Below are 23312 nucleotides of genomic sequence, written 5' to 3' on the forward strand. Positions count from 1 at the left end.
TCCACTGTTAAATTTTATGCCTGCAAAACCTCAGTGTAATGTTAAAAATTCTGTACCAAGGGGCAAATGGAAATGATGAGAGTTTATAACTTAAAAACAAATCGTATTAAGAATCCTATGGGGTTTGTCATTAATAAACCAAAACTGTCGTGGTTAGTTGAGTCTGATACGGCAAAACACCAGGTCGCAGCCCAAGTTGAGATATCCGCCGATATAAATTTTGAGAATATCATATTTGACAGCGGAAAAAGAACTGATATCGACAGTATTTCATATTCACCGCAGGTAGAATTAAAACCGCGCACAAGGTACTACTGGAGGGTCAGGGTGTGGGGAGATGACGGAAGTGAAGCCGTAAGTGAAGCTGCGTGGTTTGAAACGTCCAAAATGGACGAACCATGGAAAGCAAAATGGATTACGCCCGACTTTGATCCTTCAGTCCATCCTGTCGTTTTCACCGATTTCAGCATCGAAAGGGATGTTGCCGACGCACGGGCATATGTCTGCGGGCTGGGATTGTATGAAATGTCGGTGAACGGTGAAAAAACCGGAGATGAATATTTGGCGCCGGGGCTTGTGGCATATGACAAATGGATACCTTACCAGACGTATGATATAACCAGTCAGCTGAAAAAGGGAATCAATACCGCCGAATTCCTGCTTGGCAACGGGTGGTATAAGGGACGTTACGGACTGAACAGGAAACAGCCTTTCAGGTACGGCAACGAATTTGCTTTAATCTGTGAAATTCACATAACTTATCAGGACGGTACTGCGGACGTCATTTATACCGACACAAGCTGGAAGGCGCGAAAATCAAAAGTCATTGACAGCGGTATCTATGACGGGGAGATTTATGACGACACTTTTTGTGACGATGCCGTTTATCCGGTAAGAATTGCAGACCTGGATGTAAATAAACTTGAGCCGAGAAGAAGCCCAGGGATTAAAATAAAGGAACGCATAAAGCCGGCGGAAATCATCCGGACCCCTGAAGGCGAAACGGTTATCGACATGGGGCAGAACATGGTGGGATGGCTTGAGTTTACGAACCGTGCGCCAAAAGGCGCGGAAATAATGCTTCAGTTCGGGGAAGTTCTACAGGACGGCAATTTTTACAGAGACAATCTGCGGACGGCTAAATGCGAATTTCATTATATTTCAGATGGTAAGGTGAAAAAGGTAAGACCTCATTTTACCTTTTACGGTTTCAGATATGTAAAACTTACAAAGTGGGAAGGTGAAGTGAATCCGGAAGACTTTACCGGACTTGTTCTGTATTCCGACTTGGAGAGAACCGGAAATATTACCACAGATAATTCTCTTGTAAACAGGCTGTTCCTTAATGCTTTATGGAGCCAGAAGGGGAATTTCCTTGATGTTCCCACCGACTGCCCTCAGAGGGACGAAAGAATGGGATGGACGGGCGACGCTCAGGTCTTTTCAGGGGCTGCGGCGTTTAACATGGATGTATTTGCGTTTTTTGGCAAATATCTTTACGACCTTAAACAAGAACAGAAGGCACGCGGCGGTAACGTACCCGTAGTTGTACCAGCCCATGATGTGAAACAGAATGGGGCATGCGGATGGGGCGACGCTGCCGTAATCATTCCGTGGAACATGTACCTGCACTACGGCGATGTTTCAATCCTGGAACAGCAGTATAAAAGCATGAAGGGATGGGTTGACTATATAAAAAGCAAGGATGACGCGGCCGGAGGAAGAAGACTGTGGCTAAACGATTTTCATTACGGTGACTGGCTGTCGCTGGACGTGGAAGACCCGTTCAACCGGTTTGGTGGCACGGAGCACGCATATCTTGCCAGTGCATTTTACAGTTATTCTGCCGGTATTGTTTCAAAGGCGGCTAAAATTTTGAACAAAAAGGAAGACGCCGAATATTACCGCAAACTTTCCGAAGAAGTAAAAAATGCCATCAGGAAAGAATATTTCACACCGACAGGACGGTTGGCAGTAAATACTCAAACCGCGTATGTCATTGCTCTTTACATGGATCTTGTCCCCGATGAATGGAAGGAACGAGTTGCCTTTGAACTGAGGAAAAAGCTCAAAGAGACCAAATATCACCTGCGGACAGGTTTTCTTGGCACACCGTATTTATGCCGTGTTCTGTCCGAATACGGAAGCAATGACATTGCGTACCGGCTTCTGACAAACACCGACTATCCGGGGTGGCTGTATCCTGTTACAATGGGGGCAACAACAATATGGGAGAGATGGAATTCAATGCTGCCCGACGGAAAAGTCAGCGATACCGGCATGAATTCCTTCAATCATTATTCCTATGGCTCAATTGTGGAATGGATTTACAGAAATGCGGCAGGAATACAGCCCGTTGAAGATGCTCCTGGGTTCAGGCGTTTCAGGCTTAAACCGCAGCCGCATTACCTCTTGAAGTCACTTGATGCGGAATTTTTATCACCTGCAGGGAAAATCATAAGCAGATGGAATATTAATGAAAACGGCTCGGTTTCGTTCTATTTCAGGATTCCTTTCAATACCACCGCCGAACTGGTTTTGCCCGATACCGAAGGTACAGGACTGGAAGGAGTTCATGAGCTTGAATGTGGTGAATATACTTATACTTACATGCCTAAAAGACCTTACAAGAAAATGTACGGAACAGATACTCCAATGCGGGAAATTTATGAAAATGAGAGGGCAAAAGAAATTGTAACAGCTTATCTGTCCGAAATGGCAGGCTGGATGCTGTTCCCGATGTTCGCGGGCGAACGCAGCATTCGTGATTTTGTCAGGGAAGGGCTTTTGCAGATTGATGAAAAAACGCTGAAAGAAATTGACGAAAAACTCAGCAAAGTTACTGTGGAATAAAGTTTTAACCTTAACGGCGGTGGAATACTCCACCGTCTGTTAAATTTGAAATCAGTCCGGTTAATTTTTTTAACTGAACGGGGGGCGGGATGATATGAATTCTGTGAGCGTGGGATATTATAACGCGGTAAGGGAATATATCTCCGAGAATATTGACAGGGCATTTAAGTCGCCGAATGATCTTTTCAAATATCCGTTTATAGATCCGGGTTCAGTTTATGACGGCAACCTTTGGGACTGGGATTCCTTCTGGAGCGTTTATGCGCTGGCTGCTTATGAAAAGACACTGAACGACGGCGGGGCTTTCAGAAAAAAACTGATAGAAGGTGCTATGGGGAATGTTTTGAATTTTTTAAGCTTTCAGCTTGTTGACGGGTACATTCCCATGATAGTGAGCAAATACAACCAGGGCGAAAATGAAGAACCTTACCTGATTAAAAAGCATAAAGACGGCGTAATTCTGAATATGCACAAGCCTTTTCTGTGCCAGCAGGCGTGCCTTGTAAGCGGGCTGACAGGCTCCTTTTCATGGCTTGAAGGATATATTGAAAAACTTGAAAGATATTTTGAGTGCTATGACAGATATTACTATAATGAAAACTGCGGCTTATACGTATGGGCTGACGACGTAATGATTGGCATGGATAACGATCCTGCCGTTTTCGGAAGGTCGCGTTTCTCTACAGCGGGCATTTACCTTAATTCATTTATGGTAAAGGAAATGCATTCAATGGCAAAAATACTTAAAAATACAGCGCGGAACGATCGGGCGGATTATTATGCTCAGAAAGCTGAGAATTTGAAAGCGGCAATACAGAATGAATGTTATGATCCCAGGGATAAATTTTTCTATTCCGTGGACGTGGACGTGAAAACCCGCAGTTATGACTGGTTCCATAAAGGACTGGGGGTATTCTGGAAAACGCTTCCTATTAAAATACAGGCATGGACTGGATTTGTTCCGATGTATTCGGAAATAGCAAGCGGAGAACAGGCCGAGTGCCTTGTAAGTATGCATCTGGAAAACAAAAATACTTTCTGTTCGGACTTCGGTGTTCGGTCGCTTGCAAAGGATGAGAAAATGTATAACCTTGAGGCTTCGATAAACCCATCCAACTGGCTTGGTCCGGTATGGCTTGTGGTAAATTATGTCGTTTTCCGCGGGTTACTGAACTACGGCTATAAAGAAGAAGCGGCCGAACTTTGCAATAAAACCCTTTTGCTCCTCGGCGAAGATTATAAGAAAACGGGAACATTGCATGAATATTATAATCCTGAGACAGGACAGCCCATAATGAACCCGGGTTTCCTCAACTGGAACATGCTGCAGTTAACATGTTTCTGGAAATTAATGAAGGTTTCAGTGTATTTGATTACCTGTAGCCAATATTAAATAAAATTAAGGTATGTAACTGTACGTAATTGGTGTATAATTTGTTTAAAGCAGTTATTGAAATTTTTACTTAAACGGGTTACAAATATAAATAGTTAAATTTTTTACTATGAAAGGGTGTTATTTTTTTTGGGCGTAAAGATCAGTGAAATTGCGCAAAGGGCGAATGTTTCAACAGCTACGGTTTCGATGGTTTTGAACAATAAGCCTGGTATTAGTGAAGCAACAAGGGAAAAAGTCATTAAAATAGCCAAAGAGCTGGGGTACTCTGTCCCGCCGTTTAAAAAAGCAAGCCATAGGAACATGGGCAAGATTCAGCTGGCAATATACAGGAAGCATTCAAAGGTGGTAAGTGATACGCCGTTTTTTCACGCCCTGATTGAAGGCATAGAATCAAAAGCCGGGCAATACTCATATCAGCTGATTATAAAATATTTGTCCGACGATTCGGACATTGATTCCATCAAAAAGGAAATAAGGGATAATTCAATAGACGGGATGCTTCTTCTGGGTACCGAGATGGAGGAGAAGGATTTTGAAAAGTTTGTGCGGATGGATGTACCCGTTTTGCTGCTTGACAGCTGTTTTATGAATATTAACGCGAATTATGTTGTTATCGATAACGTAAGCGGCCTTTACAAAGCCACAAAATATCTGCTGGAAAAAGGGCACAGAGAAATCGGCTATCTGAAAAGTTCAATACCTATTCAAAATTTCAGGGAAAGGTATGAAGGATACTTAAAGGCACTGGCCGAGGCAAACCTGACACCGAACGTCAAGCATACGATACCTTTGCTTCCGACAATGGATGGGGCCTATGAGGACATGGTAAGGGTATTGTCAAGAAAGCCACATTTGCCGACGGCTTTTGTTGCCGATAATGATATAATTGCCTTTGGGGCGATGAAGGCGTTAAAGGAATTTAATGTTAAAATCCCTGACGAGGTTTCGATTGTTGGTTTTGACGACATGCCGTTCTGCACTATAACTGAACCGAAACTTACCACAATAAACGTGGATAAAAACGCCCTCGGGCAGCTTGCCGTTGAAAACCTGATTTATATAATGGAAAGGGAGAAAAGGATCTTTTTTAAAACAACCCTTGGCGTAACGCTTGTGGAAAGGGACAGCGTTAAAACAATTACATAGTGTGGTTATTTTAATGGCTGAAACCATATATTCCGCAGAGCGGGTTTGATGTTTACGCCATACACTTCCAGAATTTTTTCAGTTCCCCGATCAAATCAGTGCCGTTGTCTGAGGTTTTCAACGGAAACCATTCCCGGGGCATTATTTTAAGATAAAGCGGCGTTGTAAACCTGTCATCTATAAGTACAACAAAACCTCTGTCATGTTCCGACCGTATTACGCGCCCTGCGGCCTGCTGGACCTTGTTAAGCCCCGGATAGGTGTATGCGAATTCAAAGCCTTTGCCGTTCTTTTTCTGGTAATATTTTTTTATTATATCCCTTTCTTCGCATACCTGCGGAAGCCCCACCCCCACAATTATCACACCCGAAAGGCATTCTCCTTTAAGATCAATTCCTTCTGAAAATATGCCGCCCATTACGACGAAAGCTATCAGGGTTTCCTTCCCGTATTCCGAAAAACTGGCAAGAAATTCGGCACGCCGGTTTTCGTCCATGTCCTGCTCCTGAATAAGAATTCTGTCCCCGGGAAATCTGTTCATATATTCGGCTGCGGCCTTCTGCATATATTCAAATGACGGGAAGAAGACCATGTAGTTACCGGTTTTGACACTGACGCATTCGTGAATGCGTTCAACTATACTTGAAAGGGCGCCCGCCCTGTGCCTGAATCTGGTTGATACGGTATTGTCCACGTACAGATACAGGTTTTCCCTGGGAAATGGCGACGGAAGGATTATAAAACCGTCTCCTTCGTTTCCCCCCAGAATTTCCCTGAAATATGACGGAGGGGATAATGTAGCCGAGAAAAAGATCGAGCTTTTTGAATTCTCGGTGCGTTTTTTCAGCATCGGCGCCGGATCAACGCAGAAAAGCTTTACTGAGAAATCCCCTTTTTCCCGGCTGTAAATTGTGGCATAGTTTTCACCGTACAAATCAAAAATCCTTGAAAAGTGTACCATTTCAAAAAACAACGCCGCCAGTTCCTCCTTGAACGGATATGGGGTTTCGTCGTTTAATACGCCCTCTGCAAGGTAGATAAAGTTGTCTATCGGCGCTGTCAATTCCTTTGGCGGCTCAGAATCGCTCGTCACCTGCGGATAAGGCTTTTTTCCGGATACCGGTGATACTTTTGCGGCATATGACAGAAGTGCCTTCCGCACCTTTTTCAAAGAATTGGCAAGGTACGGCAGCGTGTTTTTTAGTTTGTGATAAACTATCCTTACCATTGAGCGTTTCAGTTCCGCGGAAAACATTTCCCTGGCCCTTTCAGGAAGGTTGTGGGCTTCGTCTATCAGAAGACAGATATTTTCATCCGTTTTGTCCTGAAAGAATCTCCTGAGATAAACCCTCGGATCGAAAACGTAATTGTAATCGCATATTATGAGATCAGCCTGGGTGCTAAGGTCAAGGGAAAGTTCAAAAGGGCACAGACCGTTTTCCTTTGCGGTTAGCTCTATAAATTCCCTGCTGAACAAGTCTGTCCGGCTTACGGCATTGGAAACAACACTCCTTGATCTCTGCATGTATTCGAAAATATACGGACATTCCTCTTCCACGCACTGTTTCCCGGGCATGAAGCACACCTTTTCCTTTGCGGTAATCTGCAACGTTTTAAGCCTCAGTCCCTTTTCGGCCAACATTTTATATGCTTTCAGTGCTTCCGCCTGAGTTGTATTCCTTGCGGTCAGGTAGAAAATCTTATCCACATGGCCTTCGCCCATTGCCTTTATCGCCGGAAACAGCGCTCCGATGGTTTTTCCTATGCCTGTGGGTGCCTGGATAAACTGTTTTTTGCCGTCCCGTATCGCCCTGTAAACAGCTCCGCTCATTATTCTTTGGCCTTTCCGGAAATCGGGGAACGGAAAGGTCAGTTCCTTTATTGAGACATTACGCAAATGCTGCCAGTCATAGCGCTTTTTAAGCCCGTAGATAAACGGAAAAACAAGGGAATTAAAGAATCTTTCCAGTTCGCCGAAAGTGAGTGTTTCTTCAAAAACGCGGATTTCCCTGCTTTGGCGGTGAAGGTACAAAAGCATTACGCCAATTTTGTCAAGGCCTTTTTCTTTTGCCACGATATAGGCATAGCAGCGTCCCTGCGCCCAGTGGGCTGGGTTATCCGATTCGTCCAGCGTGTCCAGCGGTTTGTCGGTGGTCTTAATCTCGCAAAGGGTGAAATTTCCGTTTCTTTCGATAAGCCCGTCAAGCCTTCCTGAAATCTGCAGCAGGAAAATGTCATGGGCGAAGGTGGTGGATACGGGTATTTCCTGCCGGTAAATTCCAAAGGGTTCGGTCCGCTGTTTCAGCAGCCCGTGTATGAACATATGGCCCTCAATGCCTTCTTTTGCGGAAACAAAAGAAAAAAAGTGCTCCTCGCCGGGGATAGAATATGAAACCAGCTCACGCACCGAAACGTTTATTTTAACAGGTTCCATTATGCCTCCAAGAAATCAAAAGGATTTAAGAACAAATGTTCATTTTCTATTGTAACTTATAATGCGCCGGATATCAATGTCCGATAGGCGGAAAGCCGGAAGATGTGCCGGGCAATATACCGGGGTTCTGATGCCCGAAAAGTCAGAAAAATGAAAGAACCAGACATCGGATTACAAGGGTTATTCATACATTGAAACGTGCGCCGAGGCAAATGATTCATTACTGCAGGCGGGAAAGCATCCGAACTTTTCGGGTATCCCTGCCAAAGGCATATAAAAAAGGAGAGCTGTTTACTCTCCTGTTGCTTACCATCTGTTACCGTTATGGCTGTGATTGTTCCTGTTATTTCTCTGAGCTTTTCTTGCCTTTCTGCATGCCGGGCATCTCTGGGGCTCATTCTCGAAACCTTTTTCCTTGTAGAACGCCTGCTCACCTTCGGTAAAAACAAATTCTGCGCCGCAATCTTTGCAAATTATTGTTTTATCAGCCATTTTCCAAACCTCCTTAATTATTTTGGATTAAATATTCCCTGACCCGATGATCCAAAATAAATTAAAGAGGCTGGACAATGGGAACGGAACATATTTAATCCAATTTTTTATCTGAAATGGCTTCAGTAAATTCACTATAACATGGAAACCAGAAAAAAACAAGTGGTAAATTAATAAAAATGATCTGCATGAAATCCCAAAATTCAACCCGTATCTAAATTATCCGACATTTGGCGGACTTTGGAAGGAGTATGAACTTTTTCCGGCATTAACCGAGTATTGCCTTAAGATCCTCCTCTGGGGTTGTAATCGGCCGGATGCCAAACTTATCAACAAGAACGCCAAGGACGTTTGAGGAAAGGAATGCCGGCAGCGAAGGCCCAAGGTAGATGTTTTTAATGCCCAGGGCGAGCAGCGTCAGGAGAATGCATACCGCCTTCTGCTCATACCATGACAGGACAAGGGTCAAAGGCAGTTCGTTTACCGTGCAGTCGAAGGCTTTTGCCAAGTCCAGTGCCACCTGTATTGCCGAATAGGCGTCATTACACTGCCCCATGTCCATAATCCTCGGAAGACCGCCTATGGTGCCCAGGTCAAGATCGTTGAAACGGTATTTCCCGCATGCCAGCGTGAGAATAATCGTGTCTTTCGGGGCTTTTTTTACAAATTCGGTGTAATAGTTTCTTCCGGGTTTTGCGCCGTCGCATCCGCCAACAAGGAAGAAATGCCTTATAGCACCCGACTTGACCGCGTCAATTACCTTGTCCGCGACGCTCAAAACAGTGTTTCTTGCAAAACCGGTGGTCAGTACCGAACCGCCGTTAATGCCGGTAAAATGCATGTCCTCGGGATACCCGCCGAGTTCAATGGCTTTTTCAATTACAGGAGTGAAATCCTTAACGCCGTTTTCTCCTTCGGGTATATGCCTAAGTCCGGGATAACCTACAACCGAGGTGGTAAATACCCTGTCGGCATAAGATGCTTTCGGGGGCATCAGACAATTTGTAGTAAACAGAAACGCACCGGGAATACCGTCAAACTCTTTCTGCTGATTTTGCCATGCAGTACCGAAATTACCCTTCAGATGCGGATATTTCTTAAGTTCCGGATAAGCATGGGCCGGAAGCATTTCGCCGTGAGTGTAGATATTGATGCCCTTTCCTTCGGTCTGTTCCAGAAGCTGTTTCAGATCATGCAAATCATGGCCTGATACTACTATAAACGGGCCTTTTTCCACATTGGTTGTAACCTTCGTCGGAACGGGATGACCGTAAGCCGATGTATTGGCTTCGTCAAGCAGAGCCATGCATTGGAGATTTATGTTTCCAAATTCCATAAGCAGATCCAGCCATTCCTCAACGGTATGATCCTCGCCTATGGTCTTCATCCCTTTAAAGAACCAGTTCATTACTTCTTCGTTTTCTTTACCAAGCACGTGGGCGTGGTAAGCATATGCCGCCATTCCGCGGATGCCCAGAAGCAGTGTGGAACGGAAAGAAACGATGTCGACATTGCCGTTCCATAAATCCCGCATGTTGAAGTTTTCGGCGCCGCCGAGCCTGTTTTTTTCTTTCTCGACTTCTTCAATGAGCTCATTTATCCTTTTTTCGTCAAAATTCACATTCGTAACAGTGGCAAAAAGCGATTTAATCATAAGGACGGCGGTGTCTCTGCCGGGGGATTTTCCGCCTGCGGCGCGTGCAAGGCCTATCAATGCACAGGTAAGTTTATCCTGAGCAATGGCAACTTCGGGTTTTTTGCCGCACACACCTGTTTTTACACATCCTTTTCCGCCTGCGGTCTGTTCACACTGAAAACAGAACATTGACATAGATATTTCCTCCTTTATTGAATGAATTTTAAATATTGCTTGATTTACGCGTTTCATTGTAATATATTTAAAGAAACAAATCGGTAGCCGTGGCTACAAAATGAGGTGGTTGTTATAAAAAACAAATGGGAGGATGTACTGGCAAGTTCGCTGTTATTTTCGGATATTGAAAAGGAAGACATAGGTAAAATGCTTGCATGTTTGAATCCGAAGGAAGAGTCTTTCGTCCGGGGTGAGTTTGTCGCACAGGCAGGACAGCCGATGAGAGGCTTGGGGCTGCTTGTGGACGGGAGTCTGTCGGTAATTAAGGAGAGTGTAAACGGGAACAGAATAATAATGAATATACTGAAACCCGGCGACCTGTTTGGTGAAATGGCGGTTTTTTCGAACAAAAAGATATGGCCCGCAAGCATTTCAGCATTGGTTCTTTCAACCGTTCTTTTCATTTCCCCGGACAAAATAGTGGGAAGATGTTCAAATGCCTGTTCGTTTCATAAGCAGCTGACGATGAATATGCTGAAAATACTGTCGGAAAAGGCCATGCACCTGAACAGAAAGGTTGAGTATATGTCCATTCGCGGAATGCGGGAAAAGCTCTGTACGTTTTTCTGGGAGCTGTCCAGGGAGCAGGGCAGTTTATTGATAAAAATACCGATGAAACGTAACGAAATGGCCGACTTTTTAAACATTTCAAGGCCGTCTATGTCAAGGGAAATGGGAAGAATGCGCGATGAAGGAATTATTGACTTTCACCTGTCAACGGTGAAAATTCTGGATCCTGAAAAACTGGCGGAATATGTCCGGTAAATTGGCAGACCGAACTGCGGCAATAACCTCAGTTGTTTAAAGACAGCCTTATTGTGGAAATACATAAAAAAGACGGGTATAATTATTGTAATAATCATCTTTTTATGGGATGTAACGTGAAACGGAGAGGATTGCTATGAAAAACATACCATTATATGAGGTAAGGCCGATTTCCACGCTAAAGGACATGCTTGAAAGCAGTGCCAGGTTATACGCGGATAAGGCTGCTTTTCTTGTTAAAACAGAAGAAGGTGGTTCATACAAGCCGATAACCTTTGAACAGTATTTGAACGACGTGAATGCACTGGGGACGGCGTTAATCAGTCTTGGACTTTCAGGCAAGAGAGTGGCGATTATCAGTGAAAACCGCTATGAATGGACTGTGGCCTACCTGGCTGTAGTGAACGGCACGGGGGTAGTGGTACCTTTGGACAAGGATTTACCCGCAGCTGAAATAAAAAATCTGCTTCTCCGTTCAAAGGCCGATGCAGTGTTTTATTCCGGCGCCAAAAAAAATGAAGTGGAAACTATAGCCAGTGAATTGCCGAATCTGCAATATCTGATTTCTCTTGACGATACCCAGTCAAACGGCAGGATTGTGTCCTACAAATCGCTGATGGAAAAAGGTTTTGAACTGGTTAACGGCGGGGACAGAAGATTTATAGACGCGAAAGTGGACAGGGAAGGCATGAGTATTCTTCTGTTTACGTCCGGAACCACTGACAAAGCCAAAGCGGTTATGCTTTCACATAAAAATGTCTGTTCTAATCTTATGGATATGTGCTCCATGCTGTATATAGACCATAATGACGTTTTTCTACTTATTCTCCCGCTGCATCATACCTATGCATGTACATGCGGATTTCTGTGCCAGATATACCGCGGTTCCACGATTGCATTCTGTGAAGGGTTAAGGCATATCGTTAAAAACCTTAAGGAGTCAAAAACCACAGTCCTGCTGGCTGTGCCTCTTATACTTGAATCCATGTACAAGCGCATATGGGACCATGCGGCAAAGGATCCGAAACTTCTCAGAAAACTGAAACTCGGGCTGAAAATCAGCAAAATACTAAAGTCAATAGGAATTGACATTAGAAAAAAACTTTTCAAGCCTATTCACGATAACTTCGGCGGTTCGTTAAGGCTTTTCATAAGCGGCGGCGCGGCAATTGATCCCAAAGTGGTACAGGGCTTTCAGGATTTCGGTATTCACTGCGTTCAGGGTTACGGTTTAACCGAATGCTCGCCGATTATTGCACTGAACCGGGATGTGGATTACAGGAACAATGCGGCGGGCCTTCCTCTTCCTAACGTCAGGGTTAAAATTCATAACCCGAATGAGGAAGGAATAGGGGAAATAGTTGCCAAAGGACCGAATATAATGCTTGGATATTATGAGGATGAAAAACTTACAAAAGAAACGATAGTTGACGGATGGTTCCATACGGGTGACCTGGGTTATATTGATGAGGACGGTTTTCTGTATATTACGGGCAGAAAAAAGAACGTTATAGTCACAAAAAACGGTAAAAATATTTATCCCGAAGAAATTGAAACCCTTTTGAACCGAAGTCCGTTTATAGCCGAATGCGTGGTTTACGGAAGAGAGAGTGATTCCGACGGAGATATTGAAGTGGCCGCTGAAATATATCCTGACATGGAAAAGGTAAAAGAAGAGCTTGGAACCGAAAATCCCGACGAAGAACAGGTACGTAAACTCATAGAGGAAGAGGTTCATAAGGTAAACAGGACGCTGGTGCTTTATAAGTATGTCCGACATATAACAATAAGGGATACCGAATTCGAAAAAACCACTTCAAAGAAAATTAAAAGGAAATACGACAGCAAAAAATAAAGCGACAGAAAAACATACCCCCGAAAGACCGAACCAAAATCCGGCAGTCGGGGGTGTTTTTTATGCAGGTTAAATACAGTAAATACTTATACATTAAACCTGAACAGCGTTACGTCTCCGTCCTGCATCACATAATCCTTTCCTTCGGAACGGACAAGGCCCATTTCTTTCGCTGCGGTGTAAGAACCCGCTTTTATCAGATCCTCATACGCTACAACTTCGGCACGGATAAAGCCCCGCTCAAAGTCGCTGTGGATTTTGCCCGCGGCCTGCGGTGCTTTCGTCCCTTTCTTAATTGTCCACGCCCGCACTTCTGTTTCGCCTGCCGTTAAGAAGCTTATCAGGCCCAAAAGTTTGTAACTTGCCTTTATCAAACGATCAAGCCCGGATTCTCCAATGCCCAGCTCGGAAAGAAAGGCTTTTTTTTCACTGTCATCCAGCTGGGCAATTTCTTCTTCAATTCTGGCACAGATGGTTATAACCTCTGCTTTTTCCTTTGCTGCATATGCCTTAAGCTCTCTGACATAGGGATTGGCATCGGGGTTTTTTATGTCATCTTCGGATATATTGGCGCAGTACAGCATGGGTTTCGCCGTTAGAAGAAACAGCTGTTCGGCGTATTTTTCCCATTCCTCGTCGATTTTCATTGTACGGACGGGCTGATTGGATTCAAGGTGTTGTTTAATGCTTTCAAGAAACTCAAGCTCTTCCTGATATTTTTTCTCGCCTGATTTGGCCTGTTTTTTTACTTTGTCCATCCGCCTTTCCAGAACCTCCAGATCGGCAAAGATCAGTTCCAGGTTAATTGTTTCAATATCCCGTACAGGGCCAATGGAACCGTCGACATGTACTATATTCGGATCCTCAAAACATCTTACCACGTGAACGATGGCATCGACTTCGCGAATATGGGACAGAAACTTGTTTCCAAGCCCTTCACCCTTGCTTGCGCCTTTTACCAGCCCTGCAATGTCCACAAATTCTATCGTGGCGGGGGTTACCTTTTTGGGCTTATACATTTCGGCCAGTTTGTCAAGGCGCTCATCAGGCACGTTTACAACTCCTATATTGGGATCTATTGTACAAAAGGGATAATTGGCGCATTCAGCGCCTGCCTTTGTAATTGCATTAAACAGCGTGCTTTTTCCGACGTTTGGAAGCCCTACTATTCCAAGTTTCATTTTATTCTTCCTTTCGTAATGTTTGGATATTTAGCTCTAAGAAGGTATTATAACGAATATGATCTGTTTTGTTAAGAATAAAATCCGAACTTTTATTTTATTCTCACTCCGTAAATTTTTTTAGCGTAAGTTCCCACAACCACCATATCGTTGTATACCGCCGGCGACGCTTCAACGTTTTCGCCCACCGATACGGAATACAGTATCTTCCCGTCGGAAGGATCCATAAGATGCATCATACCTGCAAAATCACAAAAAATCATATAGGTTTTTCCGTCAGCGGACAAAAAGTCCACAGGGGAACTCCAGCTGTAATTTTCAAGTTTTCTAACCCACACTTCCTCCCCTGTTTTTTTGTCAAGAGCCACCATTTTCCCGCTTTTCCAGTCGGTTGTCTTGCAAATGCTGAAAATTACTATATCTGAAATGTCGTTTTTTCCTATTACGGGTGTTGACAGTAACCCTCCGTTGACTCCGGACTGATAGAGGCATTTATAGGATTTTTCCCATATCAGCTCTCCTGTCAGTGCGTTGAACTTGCGGAGCTGGCAGTCGATATATGCCGGCTGCTGTTTCCCGGCCGCCCGTAAGTCCACTTCATTGCCTGTGTACAGGAAAACTCCGGCTTCGGTTTCTTCAATTACCAGTGTGGCATCGGTGTCGTCTTCCAGGTTTGCTATCCATACGGGTTCGAGGGTGTTAATGTCGATGCACTGTAAAAGCCCGCCATTGTCAGCAAGGTACAGGTAATTTTTATAAAACGCCGGCGAATTCTCGAAACCGATGTTCTGATGAAAAACACCTTTGTATCTGTATTTGGTTATTTCGGGATTTACTGAAAGTTCGCCGGTTTGTCTGTTGAAATACGTATTCATTTTAATTCTGTATAAAATTCCGTTTTCGCCCGGCTGAATCAAAGTATCTGTTTCCTTGTGCAGAAGAGGGGACGGATCAAAAGCTCCCCAAAGCCGGAAAGCCTCGGGAGTTGTTCCGGTGATTGAAAAAAGTTCGGTCTGATCAATAAGGCTGAATATTCTGAATTTATGATGACCGAATTTTTCACCGTTCTGATTTAATCCCTGTCCTGTGTAGAGAATGGGATATCCTCTCGGATCTATCATTCCCGTCCCCTTTGTGGAAAAACCTATATATATCGGGTCCCTTGTGGGTTGGCCGTTTTCAAGATTCAAAAAATATATGTTTCCGTCGAGGGTTGGATATATTACTTCCACAAGATCGGTGTTTTTATATTCAGGCTTTATATTCATTAATTTTCTGATGTCCTCATCCCAATGAACAATTAGCGGCTGCCCCGTCCATCCGACACCCGGCCAGTATGAGCCATTTGCGCTTACCGAGCCTATATCCTTTATCCATACAATTTCAAGTTTTTTTTCGATAACGTTTCTTGTGCCGTAGGCGGCGCTGTTACGGTAATGATTCCCGCGGAAAGTGGTGATTCCTTCAACATCGGTGTAATTTTCATCGGAACCGAAATAAATTCCGGGATTTTCAACATCAGAAATTACAATGTCGTAGCCATAAAAGTGCCAGTATTTCAGAACAGTATCACCAAATTTTTTCTCTTTGGCGTATTCCGTGAAAGCATTGCTTCCGTCGTATATGGGAGGAATTTCGGGATTTACGTCTCTAGGATCAATATCATTAAAGTTGTATTCGGGAGTTACCGTTTTAATTGTAAAATCGGCGGATGATGTTTTTTCTGCCTGTGCTTCGGCAAGTGATTTTTGGTCATTAGCGCCGGAAGGCGCTGATGTAATGCCGTTGCCGTTTGTATTTGTATCCGGCCGTTCTTTCGATGTCAAAACAAGCGATAGGATTGCTGTGATTATCAAAATAAATAAAATGAGTATTTTTTTGATTATAACTTTCATATGAATACCTTCTTTCATCCTTTGGGATAATTTTTGACGAATTTATAATTATCCCCATGAATGGTCTTTTTTATTCGTTACCGATCACATGGCTTATTTTGAATTTGTTTTTTGGAAAATGTAATTGATTTCATATATCGGAATTCTGTCTGATGTTTACGTGGAAATATTATTTTTTTTTGGTTTGTTGTTCAGGCTTCAATTGACAGGGGTTTTGCTTTATAGTAATATTATACATGTGATTTGGCAATTTAATCTATTTCTTTGTTCAATTTGTACAAAAAAGAAGAAAGGGGCTTGTATAATTTGTAAAACTGATTTTTAAGACTGTAGTATGAATATATAGGCATATGTTTTTATATGCCTGTATATTTATATATAAAGGTTTAGGGGACAAGCTCAAAATTCAGGGGGTGCCAGTTATGTTATTAAAAAAATGGTGGTTTTATGTTATCGTGGCGGTTGTTTTAATTATTCTGGCTGTGCCGCTGTCGATAATAATAAGGCTGAACAGCTCGGCCTATGACGATTTGAGTTTCACCTATGTGCACTACGATGATCTGCTGAGTGAAATCGCCAAAAAACATTTATACTATGACGCATCAACCAGAACAGTGGAAATTGAAATCAACCAGGATTTAATCAATTCCCTCATCAAGGATCAGTTGGAACAAACCGATTTAGGTCTCCCCGACAAATTAAAAATTCAGGAAGTTGTTTTCAAAACAGCCGATCAGCGCCTCTACATAAATGCAAAATACGGCTCAATCAATCTCCCGGTCAGTGCCCAAATAAATATTGAACCCACCGATATGGGAATTACAATTTCAGCAAGTGAATTGAATTTAGGCAATAAAAAGGCTCCGAAATTTATCACAAAACGCATTCCGTCCGAACTGTTAACATATACAATCAACTTTTCAGATCTCGGTGTTCCTAAGATATTTACCGTAAAAGAAATCAAATACAGTACAGGTAATTTAAATGCCTTTATCCAGCTTGACGTTGATGCAATTAAGGAACTGGCGAAGGACTATGTCGATGATCTTGAAGTGGAGATAAACGGATTCAGACGCACCGCCTCACCCTTTATAGCGACTTTTATAGACAGGGCTCTTGCGGAAGGGCTCCTTTCGGCCGACAATGTTGAAAAATATGTGGAAGATCTCCTCAGTAACGAAGAGCTTGTCAACAGCGCGATTAAATTTGCATTCGCCCCCAATCTGGACAAATACGCAAAAGGTATAGAAAAGTATCGCCAGGCGATAGTCAAATGGGCAGAGCCTATTCAGACTATAAAACTTGACGGCACGATTGATGAAATTGTTTTAAGCATAATTGAAAACGATAAACTGCATGATATGCTTACGTGGTTTATTCCTGCCACTACACTGTCGGAATACGTGGATACGGCGAGTACATATTACACCATTTACAAAAGGGCCGAGGTCTCATTGAACGGCCTCAGCGCCGCCATCCAGAGCGGCGATATTGAAAGGGCAATAAAACTGCTAATTGCCGACAGGGATTTGTATCGGGCCCTTACACTGGTGGCATCAAGGGAATCGGTTGACTATTATCTTGGTTCGGTTAAAAATTACTATAACATGTATGTCGATCTCACGAAGTCTTTGACAGAGCTTTTAAATTCCATACCTGATGAGGAGATTACCAAGTATGTGAATGAAGCGGTAAAATATGCATATGAAGTGGAAAACGGTCAGCAGTATGTCCTTGATATATTGGAGGATGTTGACACCGATTATATTCAGGAACTGGTTTATCACCTTGAAAAGGATGAATATATCCAGGAACAGCTTGAAATGGTGGATCAGGAATCCTATGATACCTTTATGGCGTATGTGGATGATCTTGATACAATAAAGGCCGATCTTACGGAAGCAGTCAGAAATGCCGATGTTGAAGCCGTAAAAGAAGGGGCGGATATTCTCAAAGATATAAATGACGATATGGTATATGTCATTGAGCTGTTAAGGGATAAGGAATACGAAAAGGCCGGAAATGCGATTAACAAAATACGTTTTGACCGGGCCGAAGAATTTATCCGGAAACAGTCCCAGAAAATAAGCGCTTCGCCAAGCTGATTCGCGGACAAAACCGGCACGCTGTGTTGCCGGTTTTTTTTGGAAGCAAAAAGCTATAACATCCGTAATATACTGCCCGTTAAAACAAACATCCGGCCGCCCTGTCTTGTATACGTGAAACTGTTATGCTATAATAAACTCCAAATATTTATAAAGCGCGCGTAAAATACGATGAAGGAGTCAAGTAGCCTGTTCCCGCTTTAACCAGAGAGGGGGTGCCGCTGGCTGGAAGCATCCCTTTAAATGGAGCAGTGCGAATTTCCCTCCGGAGTAGCTTCTTGAACCTGCGGCGGGGGAATTTTTACCGTATGGGCGAAGCTGCAGTAAATTCCTTCCGTTCCTGCATGAAGTAGAGAACGCCGGCTCCCACCGTTAAATGGGTAAGAGTGTACACGGGCGAATCCGTGTAAATATAGGTGGTACCGCGGAGTGATCCAATGCTTCGTCCTATTTTCGGACGAAGCATTTTTGATTTTGGTTGAAAATATTTATGATTGTTCTAAAAACATTTGAAAGGGGAGAAAGCATGAAGGAACAACTTCAGGCAATTGCCAGAGAGGCAATGGAAAAGCTGGAAAGTGTCAGGGATGTTAAAACCCTTGAAGAAATAAGAGTGTTGTTTTTGGGAAAAAAAGGGAAACTGACAGGCATTTTAAAAGGAATGGGGACCCTTCCTGCAGATGAAAGGCCCGTTGTAGGCCAGCTGGTGAATGAAATACGGGAACAGCTGGAGGATAACATAGCAAAAATCAAAAACAGGCTTTTGCAGGAAGAAAGAGAAAGAAAAATGCTCAGGGAAACCATTGACGTGACAATGCCGGGGACTTTACACCCGATGGGGAAAAAGCATCCGTTAACTCAGGTACTGGACGAAATCAAGGAAGTTTTCCTCGGAATGGGTTATGAAATTGCCGAGGGCCCTGAGGTGGAACTGGATTATTACAACTTCGAAGCGCTTAACATTCCGAAAAACCATCCCGCCAGGGATACGCAGGATTCGTTTTATATCAATGAAAATGTAGTGCTTAGGACACAAACGTCGCCTGTACAAATTAGGGTTATGGAAAACAAAAAGCCGCCTATAAAAATTATCTGTCCCGGAAGGGTTTACCGTTCTGATCAGGTTGACGCAACCCACTCTCCTATTTTCCATCAGGTGGAAGGCCTTGTAGTTGACAAGGGCGTAACGATGGGGGATTTGATTGGAACACTGCAGGTATTTGCTAAAAGCCTGTTCGGTGAAAATACAAAAATCCGCTTAAGGCCCCATCATTTCCCATTCACCGAGCCAAGTGCCGAGGTGGATGTATCGTGCTGGTCCTGCGGAGGAAAGGGATGCAGGGTTTGTAAAAACGAAGGGTGGATAGAGATACTCGGAGCAGGTATGGTACACCCGAAGGTATTGGAGATTTGCGGTATTGATCCGAAGGTTTACAGCGGCTTTGCTTTCGGCCTTGGCGTTGAAAGGACGGCGATGGGTCGCTTCAATATTGACGATATGAGGCTTTTATATGAAAATGACATGCGTTTCCTTAAACAATTCTAATGTTTAAATTAACGCAACAATGGGAGGGGATTACGAAATGAAAGCGCCAATTTCCTGGTTGAAGGATTTTGCTGATATAAATGTGGACGCAAAGGAACTTGCTGAGAAGATGACCCTTTCGGGCAGCAAGGTGGAAGCTGTGGAAGATTTGGGAAAATCTTTTGATAATGTGGTTGTGGGGAAAATTATATCACTGGAAAAACACCCCAACGCAGACCGGCTGAGAATTGCCCGGGTAGATATCGGAAAAGAAGTGATTCAGGTAGTTACCGGGGCGCCGAATGTAAAGGAAGGGGATTATATTCCCGTTGCCCTGGTGGGGGCGCATCTTCCCGGCGGAGAAATAAAGGCTACAAAGCTCAGAGGTGTTGAGTCCAACGGAATGATGTGTTCAATTGAGGAACTTAATTTAACCCGTGAATTTTTACCCGACGCGCCTGAGGACGGGGTTTATGTGTTTCACAATAACCCGGAAGTGGGCAGGGACGTCAGGGAAGTATTTGGCCTTGAACCTGTTTTGGATTTCGAAATAACTTCAAACCGTCCCGATTGTTTGAGTATCGTAGGGCTTGCAAGGGAAGCGGCGGTAACATTGTCAACCGGGTTTAAGGAGCCTGAGATTACAGTAAAGGAAGAGGGCGTGGGGAAGGCTGAGGATTTCATTTCGGTTGAGATAAGAAATCCTGAGCTTTGCAGCCGCTATGCTGCAAGGGTTGTAACCGACGTGAAAATCGGGCCGTCTCCCGAATGGATGCAAAGGCGGCTGGCATTGGCAGGAATGAGACCGATAAACAATATTGTCGATATAACGAACTACGTAATGCTCGAAATGGGTCAGCCAATGCACGCTTTTGACCTTAAATGCCTTGACGGCGGGAAGATAATAGTCAGAACGGCAAAAGACGGCGAAGTAATTACCACTCTTGACGGTCAGGAACGCCGGCTGGATTCTTCAATGCTTGTCATAGCCGATGAAAACAAGCCTGTGGCTTTGGCAGGGGTCATGGGCGGAGAGAATTCCGAAATCACCAACGAAACAAAAATGATTTTGCTTGAATCCGCCAATTTTAACGGAACCTCTGTCAGGCTTACCAGTAAAAAGGTCGGGCTCAGAAGCGAAGCGTCAAGCCGTTTTGAAAAAGGCCTGGATCCTGAAAATGTTATACCCGCTCTTAACCGCTGTGCACAGCTTATTGAAGAGCTGGGAGCGGGCAGGGTTGTTCCCGGCATAGTGGACTGCTATCCTGTTAAGCCTGAAAAAGTGGAAATTGAGCTTAATGACGTTGAAATAAACAATCTCCTCGGAACCAACATTGACAGGGAATGGATGCTGGACCTGTTCGAAAGGCTTGGGTTTGGCGTAGACAGAAACACAGGGAAATTAACAGTTCCGTCCTTCCGCGCCGATATACGCCTTCAGGCCGATTTGGCGGAGGAAGTGGCGCGCTTTTACGATTATAACCGTATTACGCCCACATTGCTTAAGGGAAAAGAATCAACCGTCGGGAGAAAAACCTACAGCCAGAAGATGGAAGACCTGATTATGCAGGTAATGCTGGCGTATGGATTATACGAGACGTACACGTTTTCCTTTACCAGTCCGAAAGTTTGGGACAAACTGAGGCTTCCAAAGGATCACGAGCTGAGAAACGCCGTTGTTATAAAAAATCCTCTTGGTGAAGATTTCAGCGTTATGAGAACCACCACCATTCCCGATATGCTGGACGTGATAAGGACAAATTACAACCGCAAGGTTGAGGAGGGCCGTTTCTTTGAGATATCTTATGTATACAGACCTTTGCAGGAAGGTCTGCTTCCCGAGGAAAAAAAGGTGCTTACAATAGGCCTTTACGGCAATACCGACTTTTATTATCTCAAAGGAATTGTTGAACAGTTGTTAGTTCAGATGAATATTAAGAACGCGGATTTTTCTCCTGAAAAAAATCATCCTGCTTTCCATCCTGGCAGATGCGCAAGGGTATCCGTCGGACAGACAACAATAGGCTATATCGGTGAAATACATCCCGAAGTGGCCGATAATTTTGAATGCCCGCACAGGACATACATCGGCGTGCTGGAGATAAAACCGATGATAGAAAACTCAAGTATGGCAAAAGAATACAGGGGACTTCCGAAATATCCGGCTGTGTTAAGGGATATTGCGTTGGTGGTAAAGGACGAGATTCCTGTAAAGGATATTGAGGAAGCAGTCAGGAAGTTCGGCGGAAAACTCCTTGAAGAAATAAAACTTTTTGATGTGTACAGGGGAGAACAGGTTCCCGAAGGGATGAAGAGCGTGGCTTATACCCTTACTTTCCGTTCCCCTGAAAGGACGCTGAATGACGACGAGATTAACGGAATAATGGAAGAAATAATTAACGGGCTGAAAAAGGATTTGGGTGCAACATTAAGGTAAAATAACCAGAAGGAGGCGGGGCAATCCCGCCTCTTTTCAATTAATCGGTTTTTACTATAGGTGTGGTAAAGTCCTGATCACCCATTCTTTGTCCGGGATCGGGAAATGCCAATACATATGAATTGGTTGCTTTTATATCGTATTCAAACATTAACTTGGAAGCCCCCGAGAGCTGGTCTCTGTAATTTGCCACCTTTGTTATCAGGGGGACTTTTGCCTCTTTCCGAATCCTTGCAAGAAGTTCCCGGCCTTTGCTGTTAAATCCCAGTACCCTGAGGTAACCGCAACGGTCGTCGCTGACAAAACTTTTAAGCTGATTTTTTGTGACTCCCCACAACAGGTTGGCGGTAATTCTCCTTATACGGGTGGAAGGATACCTGCTTGTTGCGACCATATCGATTAATTCACTGAGCGTACCCGACCGGAGGGAACAGGAGATTAGCCTGTTTTCAAGACCTTCGGTGACATCGGGAACATTGCGCAGTTCCTCCGGGCTCATCGTGCGCAGCCTGTGGAGAACTATTTCAGAAAAGGCGTCGGCAAAAACAGGTCCTCTCCTGCCGGTTATCTCAGCTTGAAGTATCTTAAAGGTAAAATCGGGCAGATTGTGCGATAATACGGGATCTGTTATAGCGCCCCCGTCCTGTAAAAATTTCCGGACTGCGGTGGCGCTGGAGAAGGAGGAAAGCATTTCGGTGCTCAGATATGCCGCGCCAACCCTTTTTACCGTTACAGGCTGCATGTCGCTTTTCAGCCTTTTCAGTGCCTTAATGTATTCTATTGCAAGGATATTGTTTGAATGGGACATAATGTTTCCGGGTAAATCATTGATAATGGAAAGAATTGCCTTTTCGCGGGACAAAGGAAAGGAATATCCCTCGTTTAAGTATTTTTTAAGCAGTTTTCGGTATTCATCGGGTTCTTCGTGCAATATCGAAGCAATCCTTTTTAACGGCTCAAGTTCGCCCTGTTCGCTGCCAAAGCTGAGAAAATCCACAACACCGGTATTATGAAGGGTCCGGACAGCTCCGTACGCGAAAATCTCGGCTGAAGCGCATGCAAAAACTACGGGCAGCTCCAGTACGAGGTCTATGCCTGCGTTAAGTGCCATTCTCGTTCTTGCCCATTTGTCAACAATGGCAGGCTCGCCACGCTGGACAAAATTCCCGCTCATTACGCAAAGGGTATGGGTGGCGCCGGTTTTTTCAATTGAGGTTTTAATATGATAAACATGCCCCATATGCAGGGGATTATATTCCGAAATTATACCGAGAACCTTCATATATCCATCCTCTGAAAGTTTCAGTCCGGAAAAGCTCTGTACCATAAATTATAACCGGTCAAAGGGGGAAGAA

14 protein-coding genes and 1 other annotated feature are annotated in these 23312 nt (G+C 44.0%); of the genes, 8 read left to right on the forward strand and 6 right to left on the reverse strand.

Going from position 1 to position 23312, the window contains the following annotated elements; all coding sequences use genetic code 11:
- The first annotated feature begins 72 nt into the window (after nt 1-72).
- The 3 genes from CST_RS04980 (at nt 73) to CST_RS04990 (ending at nt 5395) form a co-directional block, all read left to right on the forward strand.
- Nucleotides 73-2853 (forward strand): glycoside hydrolase family 78 protein, encoded by a 2781-nt coding sequence (locus CST_RS04980; protein ID WP_015358751.1) that lies wholly within the window; start codon nt 73-75, stop codon nt 2851-2853.
- A gap of 94 nt (nt 2854-2947) precedes the next feature.
- Complete coding sequence (locus CST_RS04985; RefSeq protein WP_015358752.1) at nt 2948-4246, forward strand: MGH1-like glycoside hydrolase domain-containing protein; 1299 nt, start codon at nt 2948-2950, stop codon at nt 4244-4246.
- Nucleotides 4247-4375: 129 nt separating this feature from the next.
- Entirely contained in the window at nt 4376-5395 is a 1020-nt protein-coding gene (locus CST_RS04990; RefSeq protein WP_015358753.1) for a LacI family DNA-binding transcriptional regulator, read from the forward strand.
- 52 nt (nt 5396-5447) lie between these two features.
- On the opposite strand, the gene CST_RS04995 is transcribed toward CST_RS04990, so the two are convergent.
- The 3 genes from CST_RS04995 to hcp form a co-directional block, all read right to left on the reverse strand.
- Nucleotides 5448-7829, reverse strand: a complete 2382-nt coding sequence (locus CST_RS04995; protein WP_015358754.1) for an ATP-dependent DNA helicase — start codon at nt 7827-7829, stop codon at nt 5448-5450.
- 306 nt (nt 7830-8135) lie between these two features.
- Nucleotides 8136-8321, reverse strand: a complete 186-nt coding sequence (locus CST_RS05000) for a zinc-ribbon domain-containing protein (RefSeq protein ID WP_015358755.1) — start codon at nt 8319-8321, stop codon at nt 8136-8138.
- Between the two features lie 268 nt (nt 8322-8589).
- The gene (hcp, locus tag CST_RS05005) at nt 8590-10152 is read right to left on the reverse strand and encodes a hydroxylamine reductase (protein ID WP_015358756.1); all 1563 of its coding nucleotides are present in this window, start codon (nt 10150-10152) and stop codon (nt 8590-8592) included.
- Between the two features lie 105 nt (nt 10153-10257).
- On the opposite strand from hcp, the gene CST_RS05010 reads away from it, so the two are divergent.
- On the forward strand, nt 10258-10959 hold the full coding sequence (locus tag CST_RS05010) for a Crp/Fnr family transcriptional regulator (RefSeq protein ID WP_015358757.1): 702 nt from the start codon (nt 10258-10260) through the stop codon (nt 10957-10959).
- Between the two features lie 136 nt (nt 10960-11095).
- Nucleotides 11096-12814 carry an AMP-dependent synthetase/ligase gene (locus tag CST_RS05015; protein WP_015358758.1) on the forward strand — a complete coding sequence of 573 codons (1719 nt, stop codon included), beginning with the start codon at nt 11096-11098 and terminating at the stop codon, nt 12812-12814.
- An 86-nt stretch (nt 12815-12900) separates the two neighbouring features.
- Here the strand turns inward: CST_RS05015 and ychF are convergent, their stop codons facing one another.
- Together ychF and CST_RS05025 are read right to left on the reverse strand one after the other, a co-directional pair.
- Nucleotides 12901-13995 carry a redox-regulated ATPase YchF gene (gene ychF / locus CST_RS05020; protein ID WP_015358759.1) on the reverse strand — a complete coding sequence of 365 codons (1095 nt, stop codon included), beginning with the start codon at nt 13993-13995 and terminating at the stop codon, nt 12901-12903.
- A 92-nt stretch (nt 13996-14087) separates the two neighbouring features.
- Entirely contained in the window at nt 14088-15890 is a 1803-nt protein-coding gene (locus CST_RS05025; RefSeq protein WP_015358760.1) for an outer membrane protein assembly factor BamB family protein, read from the reverse strand.
- A 422-nt stretch (nt 15891-16312) separates the two neighbouring features.
- Here CST_RS05025 and CST_RS05030 point away from each other — a divergent pair, with 422 nt between their 5' ends.
- The 3 genes from CST_RS05030 to pheT all read left to right on the forward strand — a co-directional run bounded on the left by CST_RS05030 (nt 16313) and on the right by pheT (nt 21957).
- A complete protein-coding gene (locus CST_RS05030; protein WP_015358761.1) occupies nt 16313-17995 on the forward strand; it encodes a hypothetical protein in 1683 nt (560 codons plus the stop codon).
- Nucleotides 17996-18157: 162 nt separating this feature from the next.
- Nucleotides 18158-18448: a binding site (T-box leader), on the forward strand.
- Between the two features lie 73 nt (nt 18449-18521).
- Nucleotides 18522-19541 (forward strand): phenylalanine--tRNA ligase subunit alpha, encoded by a 1020-nt coding sequence (gene pheS / locus CST_RS05035; RefSeq protein WP_015358762.1) that lies wholly within the window; start codon nt 18522-18524, stop codon nt 19539-19541.
- 37 nt (nt 19542-19578) lie between these two features.
- Entirely contained in the window at nt 19579-21957 is a 2379-nt protein-coding gene (pheT, locus tag CST_RS05040) for a phenylalanine--tRNA ligase subunit beta (protein ID WP_015358763.1), read from the forward strand.
- Between the two features lie 40 nt (nt 21958-21997).
- Here the strand turns inward: pheT and CST_RS05045 are convergent, their stop codons facing one another.
- Nucleotides 21998-23239 carry a nucleotidyltransferase gene (locus CST_RS05045; RefSeq protein WP_015358764.1) on the reverse strand — a complete coding sequence of 414 codons (1242 nt, stop codon included), beginning with the start codon at nt 23237-23239 and terminating at the stop codon, nt 21998-22000.
- Nucleotides 23240-23312: the final 73 nt, after the last annotated feature.

Source organism: Thermoclostridium stercorarium subsp. stercorarium DSM 8532 (assembly GCF_000331995.1).
GTDB classification, from domain to species: Bacteria; Bacillota; Clostridia; order DSM-8532; family DSM-8532; genus Thermoclostridium; species Thermoclostridium stercorarium.

What these genes read in the sequence shown, in the direction of transcription:
- hcp (WP_015358756.1), bottom strand. Translation starts at nt 10,152, where the DNA reads ATGTCAATGTTCTGTTTTCAGTGTGAACAGACCGCAGGCGGAAAAGGA.
- CST_RS05000 (WP_015358755.1), bottom strand. Translation starts at nt 8,321, where the DNA reads ATGGCTGATAAAACAATAATTTGCAAAGATTGCGGCGCAGAATTTGTT.
- CST_RS05025 (WP_015358760.1), bottom strand. Translation starts at nt 15,890, where the DNA reads ATGAAAGTTATAATCAAAAAAATACTCATTTTATTTATTTTGATAATC.
- pheS (WP_015358762.1), top strand. Translation starts at nt 18,522, where the DNA reads ATGAAGGAACAACTTCAGGCAATTGCCAGAGAGGCAATGGAAAAGCTG.
- CST_RS04980 (WP_015358751.1), top strand. Translation starts at nt 73, where the DNA reads ATGATGAGAGTTTATAACTTAAAAACAAATCGTATTAAGAATCCTATG.
- CST_RS04985 (WP_015358752.1), top strand. Translation starts at nt 2,948, where the DNA reads ATGAATTCTGTGAGCGTGGGATATTATAACGCGGTAAGGGAATATATC.
- CST_RS05045 (WP_015358764.1), bottom strand. Translation starts at nt 23,239, where the DNA reads ATGAAGGTTCTCGGTATAATTTCGGAATATAATCCCCTGCATATGGGG.
- CST_RS05030 (WP_015358761.1), top strand. Translation starts at nt 16,313, where the DNA reads ATGTTATTAAAAAAATGGTGGTTTTATGTTATCGTGGCGGTTGTTTTA.
- pheT (WP_015358763.1), top strand. Translation starts at nt 19,579, where the DNA reads ATGAAAGCGCCAATTTCCTGGTTGAAGGATTTTGCTGATATAAATGTG.
- CST_RS04995 (WP_015358754.1), bottom strand. Translation starts at nt 7,829, where the DNA reads ATGGAACCTGTTAAAATAAACGTTTCGGTGCGTGAGCTGGTTTCATAT.
- ychF (WP_015358759.1), bottom strand. Translation starts at nt 13,995, where the DNA reads ATGAAACTTGGAATAGTAGGGCTTCCAAACGTCGGAAAAAGCACGCTG.
- CST_RS05015 (WP_015358758.1), top strand. Translation starts at nt 11,096, where the DNA reads ATGAAAAACATACCATTATATGAGGTAAGGCCGATTTCCACGCTAAAG.